The 25,500-nt window shown below is 45.8% G+C and carries 19 protein-coding genes; 9 read left to right on the forward strand and 10 right to left on the reverse strand.

The window, feature by feature from the left end:
• Positions 1–32: 32 nt before the first annotated feature.
• Positions 33–1,184 carry an HD-GYP domain-containing protein gene (locus ACFFJH_RS04230; RefSeq protein WP_390210312.1) on the reverse strand — a complete coding sequence of 384 codons (1,152 nt, stop codon included), beginning with the start codon at positions 1,182–1,184 and terminating at the stop codon, positions 33–35.
• Positions 1,185–1,433: 249 nt separating this feature from the next.
• Positions 1,434–2,522, reverse strand: a complete 1,089-nt coding sequence (locus ACFFJH_RS04235; protein WP_390210315.1) for an acyltransferase family protein — start codon at positions 2,520–2,522, stop codon at positions 1,434–1,436.
• A gap of 361 nt (positions 2,523–2,883) precedes the next feature.
• Between ACFFJH_RS04235 and ACFFJH_RS04240 the strand changes: the two genes are divergently transcribed.
• Positions 2,884–4,200: an MFS transporter gene (locus tag ACFFJH_RS04240; RefSeq protein WP_390210316.1), complete on the forward strand. Its 1,317-nt coding sequence runs from the start codon at positions 2,884–2,886 to the stop codon at positions 4,198–4,200.
• Positions 4,201–4,402: 202 nt separating this feature from the next.
• Here ACFFJH_RS04240 and nagZ read toward each other — a convergent pair whose 3' ends face one another.
• The 7 genes from nagZ to ACFFJH_RS04275 form a co-directional block, all read right to left on the reverse strand.
• Positions 4,403–5,917 carry a beta-N-acetylhexosaminidase gene (nagZ, locus tag ACFFJH_RS04245; protein WP_390210318.1) on the reverse strand — a complete coding sequence of 505 codons (1,515 nt, stop codon included), beginning with the start codon at positions 5,915–5,917 and terminating at the stop codon, positions 4,403–4,405.
• Positions 5,918–6,018: 101 nt separating this feature from the next.
• Positions 6,019–7,029, reverse strand: a complete 1,011-nt coding sequence (locus ACFFJH_RS04250; protein ID WP_390210591.1) for an SIS domain-containing protein — start codon at positions 7,027–7,029, stop codon at positions 6,019–6,021.
• Positions 7,022–8,152, reverse strand: a complete 1,131-nt coding sequence (nagA, locus tag ACFFJH_RS04255; RefSeq protein ID WP_390210319.1) for an N-acetylglucosamine-6-phosphate deacetylase — start codon at positions 8,150–8,152, stop codon at positions 7,022–7,024. The genes ACFFJH_RS04250 and nagA overlap by 8 nt, the downstream gene beginning before the upstream one ends.
• Positions 8,149–8,883, reverse strand: a complete 735-nt coding sequence (locus ACFFJH_RS04260; RefSeq protein WP_390210320.1) for a GntR family transcriptional regulator — start codon at positions 8,881–8,883, stop codon at positions 8,149–8,151. Before ACFFJH_RS04260 ends, nagA begins: the two co-directional genes overlap by 4 nt.
• Positions 8,884–8,913: 30 nt before the next feature.
• Positions 8,914–9,837: a glucosamine kinase nucleotide-binding domain-containing protein gene (locus ACFFJH_RS04265; RefSeq protein ID WP_390210322.1), complete on the reverse strand. Its 924-nt coding sequence runs from the start codon at positions 9,835–9,837 to the stop codon at positions 8,914–8,916.
• Between the two features lie 305 nt (positions 9,838–10,142).
• Positions 10,143–11,663, reverse strand: a complete 1,521-nt coding sequence (locus tag ACFFJH_RS04270) for a tryptophan halogenase family protein (RefSeq protein ID WP_390210324.1) — start codon at positions 11,661–11,663, stop codon at positions 10,143–10,145.
• A gap of 121 nt (positions 11,664–11,784) precedes the next feature.
• Entirely contained in the window at positions 11,785–14,481 is a 2,697-nt protein-coding gene (locus ACFFJH_RS04275; protein ID WP_390210326.1) for a TonB-dependent receptor, read from the reverse strand.
• A gap of 761 nt (positions 14,482–15,242) precedes the next feature.
• Between ACFFJH_RS04275 and ACFFJH_RS04280 the strand changes: the two genes are divergently transcribed.
• Positions 15,243–15,986: a YoaK family protein gene (locus tag ACFFJH_RS04280; RefSeq protein WP_390210327.1), complete on the forward strand. Its 744-nt coding sequence runs from the start codon at positions 15,243–15,245 to the stop codon at positions 15,984–15,986.
• A 90-nt stretch (positions 15,987–16,076) separates the two neighbouring features.
• On the opposite strand, the gene ACFFJH_RS04285 is transcribed toward ACFFJH_RS04280, so the two are convergent.
• Complete coding sequence (locus tag ACFFJH_RS04285; protein ID WP_390210328.1) at positions 16,077–17,531, reverse strand: M20/M25/M40 family metallo-hydrolase; 1,455 nt, start codon at positions 17,529–17,531, stop codon at positions 16,077–16,079.
• 547 nt (positions 17,532–18,078) lie between these two features.
• On the opposite strand from ACFFJH_RS04285, the gene ACFFJH_RS04290 reads away from it, so the two are divergent.
• The 7 genes from ACFFJH_RS04290 to ACFFJH_RS04320 all read left to right on the forward strand — a co-directional run bounded on the left by ACFFJH_RS04290 (position 18,079) and on the right by ACFFJH_RS04320 (position 25,490).
• The gene (locus ACFFJH_RS04290; RefSeq protein WP_390210330.1) at positions 18,079–18,411 is read left to right on the forward strand and encodes a DUF3579 domain-containing protein; all 333 of its coding nucleotides are present in this window, start codon (positions 18,079–18,081) and stop codon (positions 18,409–18,411) included.
• A gap of 233 nt (positions 18,412–18,644) precedes the next feature.
• Entirely contained in the window at positions 18,645–19,100 is a 456-nt protein-coding gene (locus ACFFJH_RS04295; protein ID WP_390210332.1) for a NanQ anomerase/TabA/YiaL family protein, read from the forward strand.
• 75 nt (positions 19,101–19,175) lie between these two features.
• Entirely contained in the window at positions 19,176–19,775 is a 600-nt protein-coding gene (locus ACFFJH_RS04300; protein WP_390210334.1) for a LemA family protein, read from the forward strand.
• On the forward strand, positions 19,775–20,722 hold the full coding sequence (locus tag ACFFJH_RS04305; RefSeq protein WP_390210335.1) for a TPM domain-containing protein: 948 nt from the start codon (positions 19,775–19,777) through the stop codon (positions 20,720–20,722). Before ACFFJH_RS04300 ends, ACFFJH_RS04305 begins: the two co-directional genes overlap by 1 nt.
• On the forward strand, positions 20,722–21,234 hold the full coding sequence (locus ACFFJH_RS04310) for a TPM domain-containing protein (protein WP_390210336.1): 513 nt from the start codon (positions 20,722–20,724) through the stop codon (positions 21,232–21,234). The genes ACFFJH_RS04305 and ACFFJH_RS04310 overlap by 1 nt, the downstream gene beginning before the upstream one ends.
• Positions 21,235–21,446: 212 nt before the next feature.
• Positions 21,447–23,570, forward strand: a complete 2,124-nt coding sequence (locus tag ACFFJH_RS04315; protein WP_390210337.1) for an amidohydrolase family protein — start codon at positions 21,447–21,449, stop codon at positions 23,568–23,570.
• Positions 23,571–23,699: 129 nt separating this feature from the next.
• On the forward strand, positions 23,700–25,490 hold the full coding sequence (locus ACFFJH_RS04320) for a M14 family metallopeptidase (protein WP_390210338.1): 1,791 nt from the start codon (positions 23,700–23,702) through the stop codon (positions 25,488–25,490).
• Positions 25,491–25,500: the final 10 nt, after the last annotated feature.

Consider the following 25,500-nt stretch of genomic DNA (forward strand, 5'->3'; position numbering starts at 1 on the left):
GCTGGAGACGTACAACAAACCAATAAAACACCCTACTCCATCGCAATCTCACCCCACAAATGACGCATAGCAAATATGACTCGAACCTGATCCCTGTGTAATACTTCGCGAATACCATGCAAATTTTTATGCGTATCCCGTTTAATTGGCACTGGCAAAGGTGCTCCCCAAGCATCGGTCAACACGTGTACATAAGGTGTCGTAGCGGTGCCTCCTTTACTGGTAACAACGCCTAGCTCACCATTTTCTAATTTAACAAAACTCCCAATTGGATAAGTACCCAACTCACGAATAAACAAAGCGACCAACATCAAATCCACGGTCGATTTACCCGCGACCAAAATGTCCTTCAGTGCTGCGCTTGGCAATAAAGACTTGCGATAACTGCGAGCACATATGCGAGCACAATAACGATCTGCAATTGAGATTATTTTTGCATTTTGAGGGATATCGGCACTATGTTTTTTGCCGGGATAACCTGTACCGTCTTCATTTTCATGATGATGTAAGATCCACGATAACCACGCTTCATCATGCACACCTGCGGCTTTCAATAAAGCGACACTCTGCTCTGGATGATGAAAAATAAGGGCTTGCTCATCCGCACTGAGATCCTCACTCTTGGCTTGCAGATGCTCTTGTTGGCTTAACATACTGATGTTCATGCTCAAGCAAGCTGCCACCAAAAAAATGATCTCCTCATCTGTTTTCTTGAGTGCTTTTGCTACCAGTATTGAAACTATCGCGACATCAACACAATGACGAACCGCATAGCCGCCAGTTTGATGTAATAAGATAGAGCCTAGCGCAACGTCGCTATCCAAATAAGTCGCGATCATCGTTTTCTTCGCAAGCACTAAGAACTGCGTTCTCGCTTGTGGCGCTTCTGTTAGATTAAAAGACAGTGTGCTCAGTTCGTTGCGTACCTGAGCAATCATACGAACGACAGAGGGGCGCTCAACCGTTTTAGGAAATATCTTTCGACCTTCAGCGTCAATCTGCGGCTCATCCTCTCCGATATCACTCGCTAGATACATTCCACGCTGTAACAAGATCTCAATTTGATTCTCATTCGATACCACAAAACCTCGACGCAACAAGAGGCCGCCATCACTCCCATAAACATCCCATTTCAGGGCCTGCCCGATTTGAACGTCTGATACGGAAATGCGTTTCTTTGACATACCTCCCCCAGCGAGCTTAGGCCGCAAAAACAGAGCAAGCATCAAAACAAGCGATATGATTTGCTCTACCTGTCCATCCTAACAGAGGATGGGCAGGGCATGGTCTGATTAGCTGTTTTTCGTCAGTATACTTAGAGGTTTTCACAACAGGCTAAGCGCTAGCCGAAGTGAGTTTGATTCACTATTACTAAATAGGTCGCAGAAAATGTGGCACAAAAATGCAGAAAAGCATCAATAGAGAATTGCGCTCTAAATCGAAAAACGCCACCCTACTTTGCGCAAACCCAACATCAGTAGCGCAAACAAACCCATGAAACTTGCCGCGAAAGCGAAAGAAGCAAATTCGGGTCCCACGGAGGGCACCAGATGTGCGGCGAAAATCTGTTGGTAAATCGGTGTCATCCAGCCCATGCCAGCTAGGACACAAGTTACGATCCAAGATCCTGCGTATGCAGCAATCGCATTAATACCAAAACTCAATCCGAGCGCAGGCCAAGAACCTCGATCAACCAAATGATGTACCAACCACAGTGCAATGCAAGCAAAGCTGGTAGTCCACAATACAAATGATGAGGTCCAAAGCTGCTTATTAAAGGGCAAATACCAAGACCAAATCCACGCCACTAAGGCTAACAATAGGGCAGTTTGCCAAAGCCTTTGCGTTTGCCCCGCTCGCAACACCGCACCTGCCAATACGCCGAACAAAACAGAAACCAAAGCAGGTATAGTGCTCAATAATCCTTCAGGCTCTTGCGCCAAACCCGTACTCACATCAAAACTATAAGCCAATTTACCCAGCACTTTAGTATCGAACTGATCCACTATATTGATATGCGGCTCATAGGAAGCGCCCAAACTTAACAATCCCCAATACAGCAGCAAAATAGCTGCTGACAATATCGCCAACAATCGCAGGCGTCGCACATAAATCATTAATAATCCAGCGAAAATAAAACACAGGCCTATTCTCTGCAACACGCCCATTAGACGAAACTCACGACCAGGAATTAATGCGTAAGCGATGGTATGTAAAAGTAAACCTAAAGCGATAATCCGTACACCACGCCACACCACAGTACGCGCCAAGTCGACGCGATTAACGCCCGCATCTAATTTGGGTGTCAGCGCCAAATACAAAGACACACCAACAATAAAAAGGAAAAATGGGAAAATAAAATCTGCGGGTGTCGCACCATGCCAACTGGCATGTTCCAACCAAGGATACACATGATCCCAATCACCAGCGCTGTTCACCAACAGCATTGCGGCAACGGTTAATCCACGTAAAGCATCGACGGATAAAAAACGTTGCATGGTCTTCACTTCGAGCATATTCATTTCTTTCACAATTTCTTTCAAAGATAGAAATCCGACCAGGTAGCGATTTCCCCAGGCATCTGACTCATACCATTAAAACAATACCAGTTAAGCGATTTCTCAACAAAAATACTCAAATAGTCATGGGATTTAATTTTCCAAAAATTTTATTTGATTGGCCTCAACTTCTTTAAATTATAGGTTTTTCCTTCATCATTTGTAATAAATTGATCTTAAAAATAAAAATTTAGTTGTATATTGGTACTTAAGTGGCATTAATTATACAAAACCAGTTGACCTGAATAATTGAGAATAGTATGTTGTGCGATGTAACGCAAAAAAGTCGCTTAATCGCTATGCCATCCATATCAGGACTTCGTTCATGACAACTGAAAAAAACAATTCACGTTCCCCCATTTCTTGGGTGCCCACCTTGTATCTGGCCGAAGGCTTGCCATTTTTTGCGGTCACTCTGGTTGCCGGTTTAATGTACAAAAGTCTGGGCGTATCAAATGAAGACATCGCTTACTGGACAGGTGCGATTGGTTTCGCGTGGGTATTCAAACCTTTGTGGAGTCCCTTTTTAGAAGCTGCCCGCAGCAAAAAATTCTTTGTGGTGTGCTTTCAATTAATCGGCGGTGTGAGTTTAGGATTAGTCGCACTGTCTATGCAGTTGCCCAATTATTTCGCAGTGAGTATCGCCTTATTAGGTGTGGTCGCCATTGCCTCCGCCACGCACGATATCGCGGCAGATGGCTTATATATCGCCAGCTTAAATAACAAACAGCAAGCTGCCTATGCAGGCTGGCAAGGTGCGTTCTTTAATGCGGCCAAATTTATCTCTCTAGGTGGCTTGGTCATTCTCGCGGGACATCTTGAAAAAAGTATGCCACCGGCACAAGCGTGGGCCATTATCTTTGGCTTATTGGGCGCGATGCTGATTGGTTTAGGCATATATCATAGTTGGTCATTGCCCAATACCAAGCAAGAAGAATCCAAGCAATCCATGCACAGCATCTACACCACCACGGTGGATGTGGTCATCGAGTTTTTTAAGAAGCCTGGAATCTGGTTGGCCATTCTATTTATTATTTTATTTAGAACGGGTGAAGGTCAAATCCAAACCATAGGACCGCTATTTTTAAAAGAATTAAAAGCTAATGGTGGCTTGGGATTAAGTAACGAACAGGTTGGTATCGTGTATGGCACCGCAGGCACTATTGCATTCTTAGGCGGTAGCATACTCGGTGGCTATTTCACCTCTTGGTTAGGTCTGCGTCGCGCTTTACCGTGGCTAATTATTGCGATGAATTTCCCGAATATTTCTTTCTTTTTCCTCAGCACCACCATGCCTGAAAGCCTGTTGATCATAGGAACATCACTCAGCATAGAAATGTTCGGTTATGGCTTCGGTTTTGTAGGTTTAATTCTGTTCATGATGCAAGTAGTCGCTGTCGGTAAATACCAAACGGCTCACTACGCTTTAGCAACAGGTGTCATGCAATTAGGCTTAGTCATTCCAAAGATGATCAGCGGGAAAATTCAAACCATGCTTGGCTACCATAACTTTTTTATCTGGGTTTTGATCTCTGCTTTGCCTGTATTATTTTTGTGTCGCTTCTTGAATATTAAGGATCAAGAGCCGAATGCAACTGACAATAGCAACGCACAAAACAAAGAAGTTGGCGCAGAGGTTTAAGGTTTTACAAACAGGCAGGCGAGATTTTTTACTTCATTCGAACAGAGAGTTTTCTGCTTAAAAATTTCTGTTCGATTAAGCTTAATAAGTTAGGTAAGGAACTCATAAAAAAACCGAAATGCAAAATTCGCATTTCGGTTTTTTTTGCATTTATGCTGCTAAATTCTATCGAAGCATAGCCTGATATTGCACCAAAGTCGGATCAAGCAAGTCGATCAAAATCCGCCACAGGCACTTGCCCAGTCGCCTCAGCTTTACCCAACAACCAATTCGCGACGGCGTCAATGGCTGGTGCCGCAAAACCATAGGTGATCAATGCTGGCGCTGCAATGTCTAAACTCTGGAAGGGGTTCCACAAGACCAAATGCAAATCAGGTTTCCAAGTTTTGCGTGCATAATCATTGTAGCGAATGCGGACTGTAGAAGCCAAAATCACCGTGCGCCCGTCATTAGGAATGTTAGCCCATTCAAAGCTATTAGCATCATCAAATGTCGTAGTTTCGAGGTCATAAATTTGTCCCAACATGGTGGCGACTTTATGCGCAGGGATACCTGCTTCAGAGACACCATCACTCACGACATCGGCGCTGATCACCAAACGTACTTTACTACCGGGTTGCGGTGCTTGCGGTTGGCGATAAGGTGTTAAACCACGTTGCCACGCTTGTGCCATCAGCACACGATCGGCGGCATCAGTTTGTTCGGTGTAGATGCCACTTACACTAGGATAAGTTTCGGTTAACTGACGGATACGTGCTAATTTTTTTTGCAAACTCGCGTATTCGATTTCGCCAGACAATATCGCAGAACTTAAAGCATCCAAGGTCTCTAATTGGGTTTCGGTGTTACCCAAAGCCATCACCATATCAGCACCCGCTGCCAAAGCTTTCACCGCAGCAGTACCAACACCATAGCGGCCAGCGATAGCGTGCATATCCATCCCATCGGTAATCACAACACCGTGATAATTCCACTCATCTCGTAATATGCCAGTGAGTATTGCCTTGGACATTGTCGCAGGATTTTCTGGATCAATTTGCGGATACACAATATGTGCTGTCATCATTGCGGGTGCATTTTTCGCGGCAGCTTTAAATGGCGCTAACTCTAATGCATCGAGCTGAGCACGGGACTTGTTCACTTCAGGCAAATCGCGGTGTGAATCAACGTGCGTATCACCATGACCAGGAAAATGCTTAACGCAACAAGCAACACCTTCGGCCAAACTACCTTCCATCCAAGCACTGGCGAGCTTATGCGCCTGTGCTGGGTAGGCGCCAAATGAACGCTCAGAAATCACCGGATTATTAACGTTATTATTTAAGTCTAAGACAGGCGCGAAATTCCAATTAAAACCCAAGGCTTTAACACTACGCGCCACTGCCGCACCGACTTGGCGACATAAATCAGCATCATTGCTTGCGCCTAATGACATCGCAGCAGGTGGTTGCGGCACCCAAGTGGAACGCACGACCGCACCGCCTTCTTGATCAATACCGATCAATGCTTCAGGTCCCATCACTGCCCGCAAATCAGCGGTTAATTTTGACAACTGCTCTTGGTTCACCATATTCTGGCGGAACAGACAAATCGCGCGGATATGATGGTCGCGAATAAAATTGATAGTCGTTTCACTCAAGACGGTTTCCGGCATGCGGATCATAATTAATTGTCCGGCAATACGACGTGCTTCTTCTTTACTGATCAGGTAACTCATTGCTCTTCCATGTGCTCCGAACGGAGATACGTAAAATAAAAATGCTAAAGAAAAGCGGGAATCAAATTATCTGATTTCCCGCTCTATTATCCAAGTACGTCTTAATTTGTTTTAGTTACTTTACTCAAATGACGTGGCTTATCTGGATCCAATCCACGTGCGACCGACAGATGTGCCGCCATCACGTAGAACGATTGAATCGCAGCGATAGGATCGAGATCTGGCGTTGCCGCCGTCGCCAGCGTTAAATTACGTTCTTTCACATCAGCCGGTGCCGCCAATAATACATTCGCACCACGACCGCGCATCTCTTCTGCTAATGCGATCAAGCCAGCTTGTGCGGGACCACGAGTTGCGAAAATCAATAATGGATAACCATCATCAATCAAAGCCATAGGGCCATGCTTAATTTCTGCTCCACTAAATGCCTCCGCTTGAATCACCGACGTTTCTTTAAACTTAAGCGCCGATTCCAAAGCGACAGAAAAACTAATACCGCGCCCCACCACCATAATTCTTTGCGCTGGTACCAACACGTCCAATGCATTAGACCAATCCAATTGAGTCGCTTGATGCAAAACCTGCGGCAATTCTTCAATACCAGCAAGGAATGCTGGATCGTTTTGCCAGTGCCCAGCCAAGCGCGCACCCGCCACGAGGGAAGTAATAAAGCTCTTGGTCGCCGCAACACTTAATTCTGGACCAGCATGCAGCGGCATAGTCCATTGCGCGCTTTGCGCTAACGGTGAACTAGCATCATTAACCAGCGCCACCGTGGTCGCACCATGTTCACGAAAATAACGAATTGGTTCCACCACATCTGGACTTTGACCTGATTGTGAGATCGCGATCGCTAAGGCATTTTTTACGTGCAGTGGTGCTTTATTCAAAGTCACCAAAGACATAGGCAAAGAAGCGACGATATGGCCTAATCTCGCCATGATCAAATAGGCGGCGTAATTTGCCGCATGATCAGAACTTCCGCGCGCAATAGTGACAACTGATGACGGCGGTGTTGCGCGTAAAGCCTGCCCCAGCTCGACTAAACGTTCACGATCTTGACTTAACTGTGCAGCGACAAATTCACCCGACGAGCACGCCTCTTTAAGCATCTTTGAGCTCAATTTTTTCTCCCTCAATATAAACAGCAATTAGATTCAAATCCCGATCAAGAACTACTAAGTCTGCATAAGCATCCACTTGCAGACGACCACGATCAGATAATCCTAAAAAATCTGCTGCGTAGGTAGAAACACGCTTAGACGCATCGTCCAGTTCCAAGCCAATCTTGACTAAATTCTTTAATGCCTGATCCATGGTCAGAGTACTACCCGCCAAGGTCCCATCAGCCAAGCGCACACCACCCAGACACTTATGCACCACTTGACGTCCCAGCATGTATTCACCATCAGGCATACCCGACGCTGAAGTGGAATCGGTCACGCAATAGACTTTGGGAATTGCACGCAAGGCAGCGCGAATAGCACCGGGGTGAACATGTAATAAATCAGGAATAATTTCGGCAAAATTAGCATGCGCCAGCGCTGCGCCAACCATCCCTGGCGCTCTATGATCCATGCGCGACATAGCGTTGTACAAATGCGTAAAACTGCTAGCCCCATTTTCTAAAGCGGCGACACCGTCTTCGTAAGTCCCTAAAGTGTGACCTAACTGGACACGCATACCAAGATCAGTCAGTTGCCGCACCATCGCCAAATTGCCCTCGACTTCAGGTGCCAAAGTAATTAATTTGATGGGGGCAATACGATGTAAATGTTGAACTTGTTCTAAAGAACCCGCATGCGCAAAATCAGGTTGCGCCCCCAGTTTTCCGGGATTGATATACGGTCCTTCCAGGTGCACGCCCAGCACTCGCGCAGCGCCACTGGCTCGTTGTGCGCATACCGCTGTCAAAGCGTGCAAAGCATTCTCTAAATCAGACATCGGTGCTGTCATGGTCGTTGCCAACATACTGGTAGTGCCATGCTGCGCATGCATGCGCGAAATTACCTCGATCGCGCCCGCACCTTCCATCGTGTCTTTACCACCCGCACCATGTACATGTAGGTCAATAAAGCCCGGCAAGATATAGCAAGCCTGATTGCTATCAGGATCAACCGTTTGCGTCGGCAATGCGGTGATTTTTTGATCAAAAGTAATGCTACCGTTGACCCAACCAGTAGGCGTTAAAACATTACCTTCAATGCTTTGTGCGGCTGATCCCAATACACTCATCTAAACAACTCCACGACAAAGTCATAATAATCGCTACGGCAATACGAATGGGTTAATTCAACGGCAGCGCCGTTAGCGAGATAGCCAACACGCGTAATCAGCAACATCGCCGTGCCTTGTTTGAGTCCAATTAATTTGGCCTGCTCAGCAGTGGCGCTTACCGCACGAATATGCTGCAAAGCGCGAGTTGGTGAGGCATTATTTTGATCCAGATAACCGTACAAACTATCGGTAACCAACTTTGGATTGGGCAAATAAATATTAGGAATAGTCGTGCTTTCTATCGCCATTACTACGTTGTCAGCGGTACGCAAACGTTTTAAACGCGATACCACTGAATGCGGCGACAAACCTAAAGACAAAATTTCTTCTGGTGAAGCAACGCCAGTATCACGCGACAACCATTGCGAGCCCGGCATAAAGCCACGTTGACGCAACTCTTCACTAAAGTTAGTCAAGCGCGATAGAGGTTGTTCTAATTTAGGTGTAATGTAAGTACCAGAACCGTGCTTGCGCGTGAGTAAGCCGCGTTCACAAAGCATCTCTATCGCTTTACGCGCAGTCACCCGTGAAATTTCTAAAGCCTCGGCCAACATACGCTCCGAAGGCAAGGCCTCATCGGGTTGCCAGTAGCCATTATGAATTCCATTCGCCAACTTATTTGCCAGTTGCAAATAAAGCGGTGTCGAACTATCGCCATCAGGTTTGAAATCAAGTAGTTGTGCCAACATCTTTTTTATCCTCTGAATTCGCTATGATTGTTACGATTTCAAAAATTGGTTTTTGACCAAAATCAGCGCCCCTGCGGCGGAGTCACCACTAGGCTTGGTTACACGTGACAATAATTGTTCAGGTAAATAAGCCCAAATTGCATCCGCTAAGCCACCGCACAAAGCAATTGGCATAATACCAGTTGGGTCTAAGGCATGCGCCATTTTCTCAACTTCCAAACCAGCATCTAACAAGATATTGTGGGCTTTTGGATTCCGTTCCGCATACTCAATCACCATGGGAGCCAATTGCGCGAATTTGGTTTGATTCGCCCCGCCCAACCAAGCAAATACGGCATCACGACTACCACCACAAAAGTCGATAATAGCTTGTGCAAATTCATCCATAGCGCTACGCCCGTCCAGTGCGTGCTGCACATGATTAATCGCACGCAAACCCATCCAAGCACCGCTTGCTTCATCGCTAGAAGGAAAACCCCACCCCCCCACTTCACGCCGACTACCATCAGCATGCATTACCTCTCCAACACTACCAGTGCCCAATGCAATAACAGCGCCAGGCTGCCCTTGATGAGCGCCTAGCAATGTGGTGCCAGCATCCGTTTCTACCGCAAGCCCAGCAAAACCAGGGTTGGCCGCACGAAATTCATCAGCCCATACCTTATTATTGACGCCTGCCAAGCCACAACCTATTGCCATTTGTCCCAAGGCTGGAGTAACCATACCAGTTTCCGCAAATGCCTTGTCAATTGCTGTTAGAATAGATTCCCAAGCAGCCTTGGCACCGTGCATTAATCCTGAAGGACCGGCACTGGCACGCGCTAATTCTTTACCATCTTTATCGACGAGCAAAACACGAGTTCCGGTGCCGCCACCGTCAACACCGATCAGGTATTGAAACTGCGATGGCATTTGGAGCTTGAACTGTGACTGCACTTGCTTAGAATCTTTCACGGCATCATCCAACAAAAAACGCTGTTAACTGCAATACCTCTTACGATAGAGACCACAGAAATTCAGACATAAATCAGACATAAACTACAACTTAAGTACACTTTATGTGTTTCCAAAGTGGCTGTCAATAGGTATTTAAGTGGTATTCAAATTATTTACAACTACCGACAATTTCTCGTCTGCTTTTCAACACAATTAAAAAATTTACTTTGATTTCTCACCGCAAAAAATAAGCATAACAACGACTCTCTACGCCAGCCCTGTCACTTTAAGAGTGCTTGCCGTGTAATCGAGATGTACCGAATTTATCCTTGTGCAGCTTGCTCTAATACCGTTCTATGGTCTCGATAGTTCAACGCACAACGCTGCAAAAAGTCTTTCATTTGCGCGCCCTGCCCCGCATGCACACTAGACATATCTGATGCACTTGTACTTACCTCAGGAAATATCCCCATGCCAGCCATCAACGCATACCAAGATCCAATTGGATAGTAACGCTCTATATCTTGGCGACGTATTTCTGCGGACAAATCTTTCCCATGCAACCAGACTTCAAATAAACGTCCCAAGGACTCCGACACACGATCAAGATTGCGCGCATTGACCTTCCAGAATTCGGTGTCTGTTCTAGAATTAGTTTTATAGTGAGCGACGATGTAATCACGATGACCGTCGAAGAAATTATTAATTTCATTGTTGTAAGCGGCTCTGGCCTGCTCACTATAATCACCTCGCTCTAAAAACAATGCAAAAATAGCGATAGTCATTTGTGTCAAATAAAGAGCAGTCGCCTCTAAAGGCTCAAGAAAACCCTGTGATAAACCTACCGCGACACAATTCTTATTCCAGTGCTTTTCCACTCTCCCCACTTTCATTTTCAAATGTCGTGGCGACACGTCCGCATCCAATAATCCTAATTTCTCACGCAACTCTGTCTCGGCCTCATCTGAGCTACAAAATTGTGAGCTGTAGACATAACCATTTCCAAATCGATTGGTCAGCGGAATCTTCCAAGCCCAACCAAATTTCATAGCAGTAGAAAGCGTCTGCGAAGGAATCACGCTGCCGATTTCAGTAGGCAAAGCAATGGCTGAATCGTTGTACAAATTATCGGTATAGTTGACGAATGGTGTCTTTAAAGTTTTTTCTATGAGCAGCGAACTAAAGCCGGAGCAATCGACAAACAGATCTGCTGTGATACGCAAGCCATCTCGGGTGATCACCGCATCAATATCTCCATGCTCGTTCAAGCTTGCATGTTCGATATGGCAAGGCGTAAAACGCACGCCACGCTCCAATGCTTTCTTCTGCAAAAATCGGCCCAGTAAGGTGGCATCAAAATGGTAGCCATAACTGGTAGTGAACGGGAAATTTTCGGAAGGAATAGGAGCTAAATTCTTTTCAACCAAAACACTGGTTAAAAAATAATCATTCGGTTTTGCATTCACATCCATACCTTGCAAACGTGCATGGACGTTACTGATAAATAATGGTTGCGTGATATTGTCCACCATACTGGCGAACTGATGAAAATAACTAGTGAAGCCAGGCTTGGTCGACCAGCCATCAAAAGTAATACCACATTTATAGGTGGCATTACACTCAGGCATCCATTCCGACTCGGGTATTTGCAGACTATCAAAAAACCGTTTTAAAGCAGGCGTGGAACCTTCACCGACACCAATGACACCAACGATAGGAGACTCAAGCAATTCTATCTCTATATTTTTTTCTTTTAGCGTATCTGCCAAAATCATTGCACTCATCCAGCCAGCGGAGCCACCACCCACAATCGCAATTTTCTTCAGTTCATGCAAACTATTCATCTTCGCACCTTCAGTTAAATACAACAATGCCTCGCCTGTCGATTAAACAGACGAGGCATTTTCTCCATCTAATTTCATTTCAAGAACAAATGAAATTAAATGTATTCACTCTCTACAGCACTTACATTTTTGCGTTCAAAGACAGGAAGAACTGACGGCCATTTTTATAGAATGAGCCTGGCAGATTGCCTGAAGTTGGGAAGTGAATCTCTGAACGGTGCATAGGATTATTCAAATCCTTACCATCCAATGAAACGCTTAAGTTGTCATTGATTTTGTATGAGAAAGTCGCTGACAAGAATCCAACTCCCGCTTGGAACTGCGCAGTATTACGGCTAAAACCGTTCAAGAATGCAGAACGATAGCTGTAACCTACACGTGCGCTAAACGTATCGTTTTCAAAGAATACACCTAAGTTGTAAGCATTCTTAGATGCACCGATCATCGTACAGTCTGGTTTCACCAAAGCACCACAAGCAGAACCTGCTTTTTTACCTGTTTCTTCAGCATCGGTATAAGTGTAGTTCACGTTATAACCAAAGCCACCTGGCAAAGCCTGCACGTAGTTCAATTCCAAGCCCTTCACTTTTGCAGAAGAGTTGATCGGTGAACTTGTGTTGTACAAGGTGTTTGTCTTATCTTGTTGGTTATAGTAGATGCCTGAACTCGCACCATAAGAAACATAACCATCTAGATCAGAATAGAAAACATTGGCACCCAAAACAGAACGTGGAGCAAAGTACCATTCAGCGCCGAGATCTAAGTTATTAGAGCGTATCGGTGCCAAGTTTGGATTACCTGTCGTACCTGTTTTTTGTTGATCGCGCAAATCGATACCCGCCATTGCACCTAACTCTGGGCGCGCCATAGTACGACTAACACCTAAGCGTGCTACCACGTCACGGCTCACATCGTAACGCAAGTTGAAACTTGGCAAAAAGTCGTTATACGTGTTGCTGTATTGGCGTGGCTCAAATTTACCAGACGGGCCAAATTCATACTTCAATACATCTTCTTTCGTACGCGTATAACGAACACCAAAATTACCTGTCAAATGACCATCATCATTAGAGAACTCTGCCATTGCATACGCTGATTGTGTAGGTTCTTTGATGTCAAATTCTGCTTGAGAACGACGAGTAGTAAATGCAGTGTATTTTTGCGCCCAAGCGAAGACCGCCGCTTGGCTAAATGTCCAATAATTAGAGCCAACACCTGCCACATCACTTAAATGAGATGGGAACGTTGTCAAGCCCCACAAAGGTAAGTTTTTAGGATCATCCATGCCTGGCAAAGGAGAATTATCGATCACCGACAAATTACGTTCATGTTTAGCACCACGTACACCAAACTTAACTGCAGTGATACCCGCATCGGCCAATTTCATTTCCAAATCAGCTTGAGCATAAGTCTCTTTGTCGTTAGATGTGACGTGCGAACCAAAAGTACCTGGAACGCCACCATAACCACCACCGATTGAATGTGTGCTGCTACCACCAGTTTCATAAGTCATTGGCTTGTCAGCACCATTAAAACGATAGCTGATTGGCGTGAATGGAATTGGATTACTCAGAGCACCACTTTCAGTATTACCCAAGCCTTTCGTTGTACCGATTTGGCCACTCAAGGTGACGTCGTTACTGACTTTATATTTACCGTCAATATTGAAGAACTGAGATTTACTTTCAGCTACAGGGCGTCCGAAAATTTCTTGAATAGAACCAGAAACATCTTTAACGCAGGCCGCACAATTAGCTGGCGTCGTTGCGGAGAACTGAGTAATGATGCCATTGCTGACGGCGCCACTCACGTTCGCTGCTGGAAATTGCGGTGCCGCCCAAGAGTTACCCATAAAGCGGCCAGCAGTTTGCATGAAGTTATGATTGATATTCGGCGCATCCATGTGAGAATAGAAGCCAGTTACATCGAAAGTCAAATCTTTAGAAGGCTTGAACTGCAAGTCAAACATCGCGCCTTGACGAGTACGCTCTTGCTCAAACCATGCAGTACCGCCCAAGTAATTCATAATCGCACCAGCAGAACCCGGAACTGATTTTGCAACTTGAGAACCTGGCTCAACCGCGTCATACCAAATAGAGTTTTCTTGTGCTACGCGACTCAAATGACGCTTTTGATGGAAGGCTTGCACCAACACGCCCATCGTACTTTCTTCATTACGCCATGCAACCAAACCACTCAATTGTGGATCAGTTTTCTTCGCGTAGTCAGAATGCATTACACCCACGCTTGCTTGCGCCGTAAAGCTCTTAGTGCGCAGCAAATCGAGTGGCTTACGAGTTTGAATATCCACCAAACCCATCGCTCCACCGTCTAACAAACTTGCTTGCGCGCCTTTGTATACAGTCACGCGACCAATCAATTCAGATGGGAACAAGCTAAAACTCACACTACGACCGCCACCAATGATATTGTCTGCAAACCAGTCACCGCTGGATACAGAATGCCCGTTCAAAGTAGTCAATGTCAAAGCAGATGGCGTACCGCGCAAAGCGATACGATCATTCTCACCAAAGCTACCTTCGGAACCACCTGCAGCCGCCACACTAACACCAGAAATACGTTGCAAAGAGTCCGCTACGTTTTTATCTGCCATCTTGCCCACATCTTCCGCCGTAATCACTTCGACGTAAGTATTAGCGAGACGCTTTTGCTCAATTGATTGCTGCAAAGACGCACGGATACCAGAAACAACCACCTGTTGTGGCTCCTCAGCTTTCGCAGGCGTCGCTTGCTGCGCCATCGCCGGCATCGCTGCGCTTATAAACATCAAAGCAACAGCAGATGCGATTGGCGTCATACAAAGTTTCAAATTACTTTTCATCTATTCCCCCAAGACTTCCATAAAAAAATTCAATACTTAGCGAATTTCTTACTTCCCCCAAATTTGCCAAGCCCGAACTACCACTTCTTTAGAAAAACTTAAATCACTTGAATCGTATTTGCAGGTAGCACACAAATTTCGATCAACCCGCAAGCTAAAACTCAATTCAAACAATGCTTTCTATACCTCGAACGCAATTGATTGCAACTTCGGAAAACTCCCCCCACAGGAATATTTACTACATCGCAGCGCCGGCCAGGAAATCAAATACCAGCGTAACCAATGCAAGCGAAACATATTAATTTTCGAAGAGTCCTCACTTTAAGTTTGCTAATACCAATTGTCAAGCGGTATTCATGTGGTATTAGTTTTATTTAGTTGGTATTACACAATATTTGCAATTGGTATGCATACTCTTTGATACCAAATACTTATAAGTATTTGATTTAAATAGATATTCAGGTAAAAAAATGTTTTTTTCAATGATTTGGTATGTTGACTCAATCCAACATACCATTCCAAAAATAGGACTGTTTTTATCGTCAAATTCCTTTTTTTACTCATCAAATATTTATTGCAAAATATCAACATATTAATCACGAAATTGTGCGTTTTATCGCGCTTAGATTGATGTAAAAATAGGCAGTTCACGGCCTTACTTTTTCCCCAGCACGGATCAATTTAAACAGCTCAGGAGTGTTAAGCTATCCGTTCTTTTCAATTCAAAAAAACATCCTATGCCACAGCACTATTTGGCCAAATTAAGTTCTCCACAACGCAGCGCAAAAGCCAACTTGCATCTAGGCGTGACCTTATGCTGGATTGCCGGCGCATTAAATGCAGGCGGTTTTTTAGCGGTAGGTGAATACACTTCACATATGACAGGACTTTTATCAAGTGCCGCTGATGAACTCATACTTGGACACAAAATGGCAGCGCTGGCGGCACTACTCATGCTGGTGTCCTTTATAACCGGTGCTGCCTGTACCGCGCTCATGGTGAATTACACCAAACGCAATTTGCCGCGCTATCTATATGCGCCAGTATTGTTTTGGGAAGCAATCCTTCTATTAATTTTTGGCATGCTGGGACAAGGCTTACTGAAGCATGAAATGATTACCGTATCGTTCACGGCGATTCTTTTGTGTTACATGATGGGATTGCAGAATGCCCTAATCACAAAGATCTCGCATGCGGAAATACGCACTACACACATCACAGGCTTAGTAACCGACATAGGTATCGAACTCGGCAAAATGCTGTATTGGAATCGAAACCAAACGCATACAGAAGAAATGAAAGTCGTAGTGAACCGTCACAAGCTCAAACTTCATTGTCAGCTGGTTCTCTCATTTGCAATTGGCGCAGTAATGGGGGCCGCGGGTTTCAAGTATCTGGGATTTATTGCCAGCGTTCCACTCGCCTTAGCTCTAACCAGCTTGGCTATCGCACCTGCATTTTCAAAAACCAACGAGCAATAAAAAACGGCGTATCTTTAATTACGATACGCCGCCAAAAGAGCTGATTTTTTTGACTCATTTTTAAGTGACTTTTTTAAGTCACTTTTTAAGCTACTTTTTTGCCGCCTTCAATAATTCTTGACCTGAACCAAAACTAATCGGCGCCTGTGCCGCCATCCAAGCAAATACCGCATAGGTAGTCGCAGCCTGATTGATACGCGCAGGTTCAATCTTGTCGAAAGTATCGTCCGGCGTATGGTGCAAATCGAAATAATCATCCGCTTTCAAGGCCAAACCAAAACTCGCTGCGCCTGCCATACGCAGGTCACCCATATCAGGACCAGGGAAGGCATTGTTGTCGCCAGGCTCTATGCCCAAAGGTGCTAAGACGCTGTGCATTTGCTTGACTAATGGCAAGGCTTCGGTACGGACAAAAGACGCCATTTTTGTCACAGGTCCTTGTCCCAAATCAGCTTCTGCTGCGGCTTGAATTTGTGCAATCTGATTTTGATGTGCCGCTAAATATGCTTTGCCACCAAACAAGCCTTGTTCTTCATTGGCAAACAAAACCACGCGAATACTGCGCTTAGGTTTCAAACCATTACGTTTAATAAATTCAGCGGCCGCCATCGTGATCGCACATCCAGCACCATCATCAATAGCACCCGTGCCCAAATCCCAAGAATCCAGATGACCGCCTATCAAAACATACTCATTCGGTAGCTCACTGCCAGTCATTTCGCCTATCACGTTATACGACGTATACGTGCCAGCAGCAGCCGAACTTAATTCCAACTTCAAAGAAACTGGCTTACCGCGTTTGATCATACGCGCCACCATGTCAGCATCAGAATTCGACATCGCCGCCGCGGGAATCTGTGCCACACCCGGTGCATACTGCATCACGCCCGTATGCGGAAAACGATGATTATCTGTGCCGACCGAACGGATAACGATCGCTACTGCGCCTTTGCGCGCGGCTTCTGAAGCACCGGCAGAACGTCCCGGAACCACCAAACCATACTCATTAGAATTTTGCATTCTGTGATTGATGAAAACAATTTTGCCCTGCACTTTTTCATCAGGTGCCGCCATCATTTCTTTTAAATTGGCAAATTCAACTAACTCAGCACGTAATCCATTTTTTGGAGTCGCGACACTGTTACCCAGTGCCGTAATGGAAAGTGGTTGCGGAAATGGCGCAACAATTTCCGCTTTTTCAATACCGCGTGTCCAACTTGGATAAGTTACTGGCTCTTTCCATACCTTATCAAAGCCTAACTCCTTAAACTTCGCTTCAGCCCACGCCACCGCGCGCGCATCGCCTGGCGTGCCCGCCATACGTGGCCCCACTTCAGTCGTCAAGGATTCAAGGATCTTATAACTCAAGTTATCGCTACGTGCCGCGTCACGTATCCAAGCCGCTGTCTGCAATTCTTTTTCTGTAAATAATGGCGCCGTATCATTTTTATTCGCAGCAGTTGCCCCCTGCAAAAATGCGCCACTGACGAGCAGCGCAAGAATAGATTGTTGACACGCTTTGACTACGCTTTGACGAATAAACATATTTTCCCTTTTTTAATATTTTTTTAAAATTAACAGAGCAAGGTCTATGATGCTCTTGCCATCATCTAGCTTAGCAGCCCATGGAAAGACCATTAAAAGGCTGTATAACATGACCTAAATTCCTAGGAAAAGTTCAGCCATTTTCTCGACTATCAATACAGGCATAAACCTTGAGTTACCATAAATACAACCATTGAAAGAACGACAGTCCCGAAAATCTATATCAAGCTTACCGCCAAAAAAAATCATAAGCCCTTGAATCTAATCACTATTTATCGCTACTTATCGATACTTATTACCAGTAATTCCCCCAAAAATGCGAACCAAGTGCGGCTTTACTCCCGATAAATATCGACTATACTTAGCATCATTGCATTAAAGAAATTTTTTAAATCGATTTCTAGTTCAAGTCTTCTATAAGATATAATACCTAAGTAGATTAAAATATGAAAAGTGCTGGCACTATCCAACAACACTTAGAAATTTTGATCTTTTTCTTCAAGCAATTTTCAACATAGCAGCAACGTAGTTTTAGCGTGCGGATCACATGACCGATACAGCAAACAAACCTTCGACGCCGATACGTGAGTTCTTTATCCAAGGTCTCACCAGCGATGGCAAACAGTTCCGCCCTAGTGATTGGGCTGAACGTTTGTGCGGCGCTATGTCGTGCTTTCGCCCTGAAGGCGGGCGTAATGCTCATTTGCAGTATTCCCCTTATGTGCGCCCGATTTTGCTAAATGGTGTGCGCTCCGTCGTAGTCAACGAGGCCTTAAGAGAAATAGAACCCCTCGCCTTCCATTTTGTGATGAGCTTTGCCAAAGACAATGACTTACAAATTGTTGATGCTTGCTTGCTCCCCGATCCTCCAGCTAATTAATTCCAGCTAATCGGCTTACTTATCGACTTACTTACATTCCGTAGTCATTTCCTTCTTCACCGCACTTACCTTATGAGCATCAGTAAGTAAAAACGGAGTCGGGCGCAGGAAGAATTTGTCGTGAGCTAGCTAACTAGCTTAGTCAGCGCCACAATCTCTGCCATAATTAGAGTATTAACCTTATCTACGTCATTCTGAATGACGCTTATTGACGTTTATTCACGCTTTTACCTATGATACTCGGCCATCTCAATCACACTCATACAAAATTCGCTGACCACATAGAAATGGCTTTGCAACACTTGCGAGAAACAGATTATCTGCTGCGTGAGCCTGGCAAGTATCCTATCAATGATGAACAGATGTTTGCGCTGGTTCAAGACCCAATGACACAGTCATGGGAGACAGGTTTTCCTGAATTTCATCAGCGTCATATTGATGTGCAATATCTTTTGAGTGGCGAGGAAGCGCTAGGTTATTTACCAGCGAATCCCGACCTAATACCTCATGATGATCGCCTACAGGAACGCGATATTGCCTTCGTCGCACAGCAACCCCATGAAACTAAAATTGTGCTGACGCCGGGCATGTATGCGATCTTTTTCCCCGGTGAATTACATCGTCCCTGCCGCGCGGTAAAGCTAGGTATGCAAATCAAAAAAGTGGTGATAAAAATTTTAGCCAAATAACCGAAGATTTTTTGGCATCGCATAGAGTATGCTGCGCGGGTTCTTTACTTTTCTTATTTTTTTGGAGTGATTTCTATGAAACGCTTATTGTTGACAACGCTATTAGCAACTAGTTTGGTGACCGGTTTGAGTGGCTGCGGCTATAACACTTTGCAAGCCCAAGACGAAACCGTCAAAGCTTCTTGGTCTGAAGTTTTAAATCAATATCAACGTCGTGCTGATCTAGTACCTAATTTAGTCAATGTCGTGAAAGGCTATGCCGATCATGAAAAGGAAGTGCTATTAGGCGTCACCGAAGCACGTGCTAAAGTTGGCAGCATACAAATGACGCCAGAGCTGGCAAAAGATCCAGAAGCGCTGAAGAAATTTCAAGAAGCGCAAGCCGGTATGACTTCCGCTTTATCGCGCTTGATGGTGATTTCTGAAAACTATCCGGCCTTAAAAGCGAACGATAATTTCCGTGACTTGTCCGCGCAATTAGAAGGCACAGAAAACCGTATCACGGTGGCACGTAATCGTTATATTCAAGAAGTCAAAACTTACAACGTGACGGTACGTTCTTTCCCTAGCAATTTGACGGCAAAAATGTTTGGTATGGAAGTCAAACCTAACTTCACAGTAGAAAACGAAAAAGCGATTTCTAATGCACCTAAAGTCGATTTTGGTAAGAAATAATGTTGACTGTGAAGTCATATAAGACACTCTGTGCTTCGCTATTGACACTGCTACTGGCATGGCTGCTCCCACTCGTTCTCATCGTCGGAAGTAGTAATGCCAATGCAGAACAAATTCCAGTTCCCAAATTATCTAAGCGCGTTACCGATTTAACGCAAACCCTGAGCGCGCAACAAATCGAAACGCTAGCCCAGAAGTTAGAGGCGCTAGAAAAAACCAAAGGTAGCCAGATCGCGGTTTTACTTGTTCCCACCACGGGCGAAGAAGGTATAGAACAATTTTCTATACGCGTAGTCGATGAGTGGAAACTAGGACGCAAAGGCATGGCAGATGGAGTTTTGTTTTTGGTCGCCAAAAATGATAAACGCGTTCGCATAGAAGTAGGACGCGGCTTAGAAGGCGCGCTCACCGATGTCACTAGCGCCCGTATCATTCGCGAGTTTGTACGCCCAGCCTTCAAGACCAATGATTTCTATGGCGGCATCGACGCCGGTATCGACAAAATCAGTGCAGTCATCGCAGGCGAAGCTTTACCAGCCCCCACGCCCAGCAAAGGCCACAGCGCAAACTACAGCAACGATCTGAATATTTTTGGATTACATCCACTGATTTGGCTAGGCTTATTAATTGCGGGTTTAGTGCTCAGCAAAGTCTTAGGGCCTTGGTTGGGTCGTGGTGGATTAGCCGCTGGTAGTACAGCAGCGGCAATGTTGGCGGGCACACCGCTAACTATAGCCTTACTGGCAGGCGTTCTCATGGTTGCGCTATACAGTCTGTTAGCCAGTCGCATCTTTTGGGATATTGCGGGTGCAGTTTTGCAAAGTGGTGCGGTTGGTGGCATTGGTGGCTTTGGTGGCGGACACGGCGGTGGCAGTCATAGCAGCAATGATGGCTTCAGCGGCGGTGGTGGTGATTTTGGCGGCGGCGGCGCTTCGGGAGATTGGTAATGAAAAATAATCGACTATGGCAAAATTTGCGCTCGCATTTACTTCGCAATCCTTATCGCCAACACTTTACAACACAGAACATGCAATTGCTCAGTGAGAAAATCGCTGCCGCGGAACAAGGGCATCGTGGTGAAATTCGGGTTGTGGTCGAAAGTCAATTACCAGTCAGCCTCGTGCTGACTGGCATCTCGACTCGTCAACGCGCCATCAGCTACTTCGCCGATTTACGCGTATGGGATACGGAAGAAAATTCTGGCATTTTGCTGTACCTGATACTGGCTGAACGTAAGATAGAAATCGTGGCAGATCGAGGTATTGCCAAGCTGGTAGAACAGGCAGAATGGAATAAGATTTGTCAGCAATTACAAAATCAGCTTGGTGCAGATCAAGTGCTTGAGGGATTGAGTAAAGCCATTACAGAATTCGGTACTTTATTGCGGCAACACTATCCTATCTCAACTACGGCGAACAATCCAAACGAGCTCAGTAATGAATTAATTTTCATTCCCTGAACTTGCATAAATTTGACGGATCAAATTACGTCTTCACAACTATCTGCCAAATTTGCGTTTTGCCCACACCAAACGCCGTTTTATCTCAAAGCAAATATTCACATGTGTATGCCCGTGCTACAGTAGCCGGGCATTTTTTTCGTTTTTACACTCAAAAGATCTCAGTTCATTCCGCAATTCATTCCTCAGTTCATTTAATACGGAGTATGCCCATGAAATTAGTCAAAACACTACTTGCGTCCAGCTTACTAACTCTCTACGCGACCAGCGCCTTCGCTGATACTCAAACCACCAAATATTTAATCTTTGTTGAAAACGGCAAACAAGCCGGCGAGCAAGTGGTTCAACGCGATGATACTGGTTTGCACAAAGTGAAATTCATCTTCAAAGACAATGGCCGCGGTCCCGAATTGAATGAAGAATTTCGCTTGGGCGCTGACGGTTTAATCACCGACTACAAGGTGACCGGCAATTCCACCTTTGGTGCGGTGATCAACGAGAGTTATCAACGCGTAGGTGATAAGGCAGAATGGAAATCCACCTCTGAGAAAGGTAGTAAAACAGTCAACGGATCGGCACTGTATATTCCTCTCAATAGTTCATTCGCCATCGCCTCGCTGTCAATTTCTGCATTAGAAAAAGCTAAGGACAAGAAACTACAATTGCTCCCATCCGGCACGCTATCGCAAAGTAAAATCGGTGAACTCGAAGTCGTCAATGGCGACAAAAAACAAACCGTACAATTATTGGCACAAACTGGCATAGGCCTATCACCCAGCTTCGCTTGGGCAACCACGGGCGACAATCCTCGTCTGTTTGCGGTCGTCATTCCTGGCTACATGAAAGCGATAGAAGAAGGCTGGCAAGGCAATGGGGAAGCAATGGCCAACTTCCAAAAAGCGGCCGAAAGCAAAGTCTTGGTGGACTGGGCAAAAAAATTACAACGTCCACTATCCGGTTTAACCGTGATTCGCAACGCCCGTATTTTCGATAGCGAAAAAGCCAAAGTCGGTGCAGCATCGGACGTCTATGTATTGCGTGGTCGTATCACAGCGATCTTGCCAGCAGGCTCACCAGTGCGTGGTGCGACATCCGAAATCGATGCGGCTGGTCGTATTTTATTACCCGGCTTATTTGACATGCATGGTCACGTTGGGCGTTGGGATGGTGGCTTAAATATTGCCGCTGGCGTCACCAGCGTGCGCGATATGGGTAATGACAATGCGCAGATGCAATTGATTTTGGACGAAGTCAACAAAGGTGATTTACTAGGGCCACAAGTGGTGCCTGCGGGCTTCTTAGAAGGTGAAAGTCCGTTTTCTGCCAACAATGGTTTTGTGATCAAAAACTTGGCAGAAGCCAAAAATGCGATTGACTGGTATGCGCAGCATGGCTATCCCCAACTGAAGATCTATAACTCCTTTCCTAAAGCCATTTTGAAAGACACTGTGACTTACGCTCATTCACGTGGCATGCGGGTTTCTGGCCACATCCCTGTCGGTTTGCGCGCGTTCGAAGCCTTAGATGCAGGTTACGATGAGATTCAACATATCAATCAAGTTATGTTGAATTTTTTAGCGACACCTAAGACCGATACCCGTACTTTAGATCGCTTCATTTTGCCGTCTGAAAAAACAGCGGATCTGGATTTCGATTCCAAGCCTGTGCAAGACTTTATAGCCCGCTTGAAGGCTAAGCAAATCGCCATTGATCCTACCCTAGCCACTTTCTCTTTCCTGCGCCAACAAGACGGCACAATCAACGAGCCCTTCGCTACGATTGCTGATCACATGCCGCCAGATGTGCGTCGCGGCTTCTCGGTGGGCACGATGAAAATCGCTGATGAAGCGACTCATCAACGCTACGAAAAATCCTATGCAAAAATGGTCGAATTCGTTGGCCGTTTATACAAAGCTGGCGTACCTATCGTTGCTGGCACCGATGAATTAGCGGGCTTTACTTTGCATTCTGAATTGGCGTTTTTGGTGAAAGCAGGTTTGACGCCAGCACAAGCGCTGCAAATCGCTACTCGCAATGGTGCGCGTTACACTCGCACACAAAATGAACGTGGTTCTATCACGGTTGGCAAATTAGCGGATCTGGTTTTAGTCGATGGCGATCCGACTAAGAATATCGAAGACGTACGTAAAATCTCCGCGGTCATCACGCGTGGCTATTTAATTTATCCTAGCGAGATTCATCAAAACATGGGAATCAAACCTTTTGTCGAGAGCAAACCAGAATTAAAAGCGCTGAAACCGGTATCGGCGACTAATGCGATTGGGATCAATGAAGGTGCAATGCAACGTTATTTTGGTACTGCACGTCGTGACTAAGGTATAACAACTCACTGCTGGCGGACAGATCCGGTCTGCCAGCCATTTCGAGATTCAAATACCGATTGAAAGTTTGAACTAAAAATCAAGCAAAATGGTCATAAGCCCACATTTCCAATGGAGGGTGACATGGTAAGACCACTAAAAAGATCCGCATTACAATTAAGCCTACAACTCAGTTTAAGTTTGTGCATAGGAGCAACTTCCCTGCCCAGCTTCGCTGCCAGTCCAAGTTATTCAGACTATCGCAGCTTTGAAACAATAGAAAAACAATTACAGAGCCTCGCGCAAAAGTATCCTGAGCGCATCAAGCTACAATCCGTTGGCAAAAGCGCCGGGGGACGTTCACTGTATTTCGTGCAAATTGCTGGCTCCGGCAAAGTCACTGCGGACAAGCGGCCTGCTTTGTTTGTCGGCGCCAATATCGCCGGTTTTCATCATGCTGGCTCAGAAGCCGCCATGCATTTGATCAATACATTAGCAAACTCCAATGAGAAAAAAGTTGAGGAGTTGCTGTCCAAACGGACGATATACGTCGCACCAATTTTAAATCCTGATGCACACAATGGCCTGTTCGCAACGCCACGCCAATTGCGTGCTGGCAACGATAGCAAACTAGACCGCGACCTTGACGGTTTGGTCGCCGAAGATGGCGCTGATGATCTCGACGGCAATGGCATCATCACCCAAATGCGGATTAAAGACCCTAGTGGCGATATGATTATCGATCCCAAAGATCCACGTCGCATGATTAAAGCCGATGTCAGCAAAGGCGAGCGCGGTACGCATCGCGTGTTTATCGAAGGGAAAGACGACGACAAAGATGGTGTGTATAACGAAGATGGTATAGGCGGCGTACATCCTGATCGCAACTTCCCGGCGGGCTTTCCGGTGGCGGATACCAGCGCTGGTGCTTGGCCAGGGGTAACGCCCGAAGCGAAAGCCACGATGGACGCGGTGCTATCGCATAAAAATATCGCCATGGCCGTGGTATTTGGCCCCGCCAATCAATTGCTCTCTGCACCTACTGGTTTTGATCGCATCACGCCGCCCGGCGCTACGCCAGCAGCCGAAGCCAACAAACTAGAAGCTGATGATCTGAAAGTGCTCGCCAACTTAGGCGACGCCTACAAAAAATCCTTAGATCAAGCAGGCTTAGACAGCAAACGCAGCGCAAAACAAACTGGTAAAGGTAGCTTGGCGAACTGGTTGTACTTCCATTATGGTGTGCAGACCATAGAGTTAGATGTCTGGGGAGCGCCTGTTGCTAAAGCTGCGGCACCAGACGCTAATGCAGCCCCAGCACCTGCTTCTGTCGCTAGCACTAGCGGCAATGCGTCACGTCCAAACGCTGCCAATCCGTCCGCCAAAACAAGCGACGCAGAAAAAGATCTAATCAGCTACCTAAGCGCCAACGCACCTGAATCCATCATCGCTTGGAAGAAAATAAAACTGCCTGATGGCACAGAAGTCGAAGTTGGCGGTCTCGACCCTTATGCAGAATACGCACCCACTGCCAAAGTATTAGAACCCGCCTTAAAAGTTCACACTGAGCAAATCTTAAATTGGGGTGAAAAATTAGCGCAATTAGAAATCTTGGAAACCAAAGCTGTCGCCAAAGGCGATGACGTTTGGCAAATTACCGCCATCGGCGGTATGCAAGGTGAGTTTCCAACCCACAGCAAATTAGCCACCCGAATGCGCAACAAACTCCCAGTACGTTTAGAAATGCGTCCGGGAAAAGGCGTGACTGCGCTCACATTAAATCGAGCAGCGACAGTAGAACGTCTTGAGCCAGCCAGCACGATTAAGGGCGAATGGTTAGTCAAAGGCGCGGCTGGCAGCACGATCACCGTTGGCTTATGGACAGATCAAGCTGGACAAGCACTGACAACGATTACTTTAGGAAAGGCGAACTGAGATGAAATCA

This window comes from Affinundibacterium danionis, from assembly GCF_042432465.1.
GTDB classification, from domain to species: Bacteria; Pseudomonadota; Gammaproteobacteria; order Burkholderiales; family Burkholderiaceae_D; genus Undibacterium; species Undibacterium danionis.

Excerpts from the sequence above, each read along its gene's own strand:
- ACFFJH_RS04230 (WP_390210312.1), bottom strand. The coding sequence starts at position 1,184 with ATGTCAAAGAAACGCATTTCCGTATCAGACGTTCAAATCGGGCAGGCC.
- ACFFJH_RS04235 (WP_390210315.1), bottom strand. The coding sequence starts at position 2,522 with ATGAATATGCTCGAAGTGAAGACCATGCAACGTTTTTTATCCGTCGAT.
- ACFFJH_RS04240 (WP_390210316.1), top strand. The coding sequence starts at position 2,884 with ATGACAACTGAAAAAAACAATTCACGTTCCCCCATTTCTTGGGTGCCC.
- nagZ (WP_390210318.1), bottom strand. The coding sequence starts at position 5,917 with ATGAGTTACCTGATCAGTAAAGAAGAAGCACGTCGTATTGCCGGACAA.
- ACFFJH_RS04250 (WP_390210591.1), bottom strand. The coding sequence starts at position 7,029 with ATGCTTAAAGAGGCGTGCTCGTCGGGTGAATTTGTCGCTGCACAGTTA.
- nagA (WP_390210319.1), bottom strand. The coding sequence starts at position 8,152 with ATGAGTGTATTGGGATCAGCCGCACAAAGCATTGAAGGTAATGTTTTA.
- ACFFJH_RS04260 (WP_390210320.1), bottom strand. The coding sequence starts at position 8,883 with ATGTTGGCACAACTACTTGATTTCAAACCTGATGGCGATAGTTCGACA.
- ACFFJH_RS04270 (WP_390210324.1), bottom strand. The coding sequence starts at position 11,663 with ATGAATAGTTTGCATGAACTGAAGAAAATTGCGATTGTGGGTGGTGGC.
- ACFFJH_RS04275 (WP_390210326.1), bottom strand. The coding sequence starts at position 14,481 with ATGACGCCAATCGCATCTGCTGTTGCTTTGATGTTTATAAGCGCAGCG.
- ACFFJH_RS04280 (WP_390210327.1), top strand. The coding sequence starts at position 15,243 with ATGCCACAGCACTATTTGGCCAAATTAAGTTCTCCACAACGCAGCGCA.
- ACFFJH_RS04285 (WP_390210328.1), bottom strand. The coding sequence starts at position 17,531 with ATGTTTATTCGTCAAAGCGTAGTCAAAGCGTGTCAACAATCTATTCTT.
- ACFFJH_RS04290 (WP_390210330.1), top strand. The coding sequence starts at position 18,079 with ATGACCGATACAGCAAACAAACCTTCGACGCCGATACGTGAGTTCTTT.
- ACFFJH_RS04295 (WP_390210332.1), top strand. The coding sequence starts at position 18,645 with ATGATACTCGGCCATCTCAATCACACTCATACAAAATTCGCTGACCAC.
- ACFFJH_RS04300 (WP_390210334.1), top strand. The coding sequence starts at position 19,176 with ATGAAACGCTTATTGTTGACAACGCTATTAGCAACTAGTTTGGTGACC.
- ACFFJH_RS04305 (WP_390210335.1), top strand. The coding sequence starts at position 19,775 with ATGTTGACTGTGAAGTCATATAAGACACTCTGTGCTTCGCTATTGACA.
- ACFFJH_RS04310 (WP_390210336.1), top strand. The coding sequence starts at position 20,722 with ATGAAAAATAATCGACTATGGCAAAATTTGCGCTCGCATTTACTTCGC.
- ACFFJH_RS04315 (WP_390210337.1), top strand. The coding sequence starts at position 21,447 with ATGAAATTAGTCAAAACACTACTTGCGTCCAGCTTACTAACTCTCTAC.
- ACFFJH_RS04320 (WP_390210338.1), top strand. The coding sequence starts at position 23,700 with ATGGTAAGACCACTAAAAAGATCCGCATTACAATTAAGCCTACAACTC.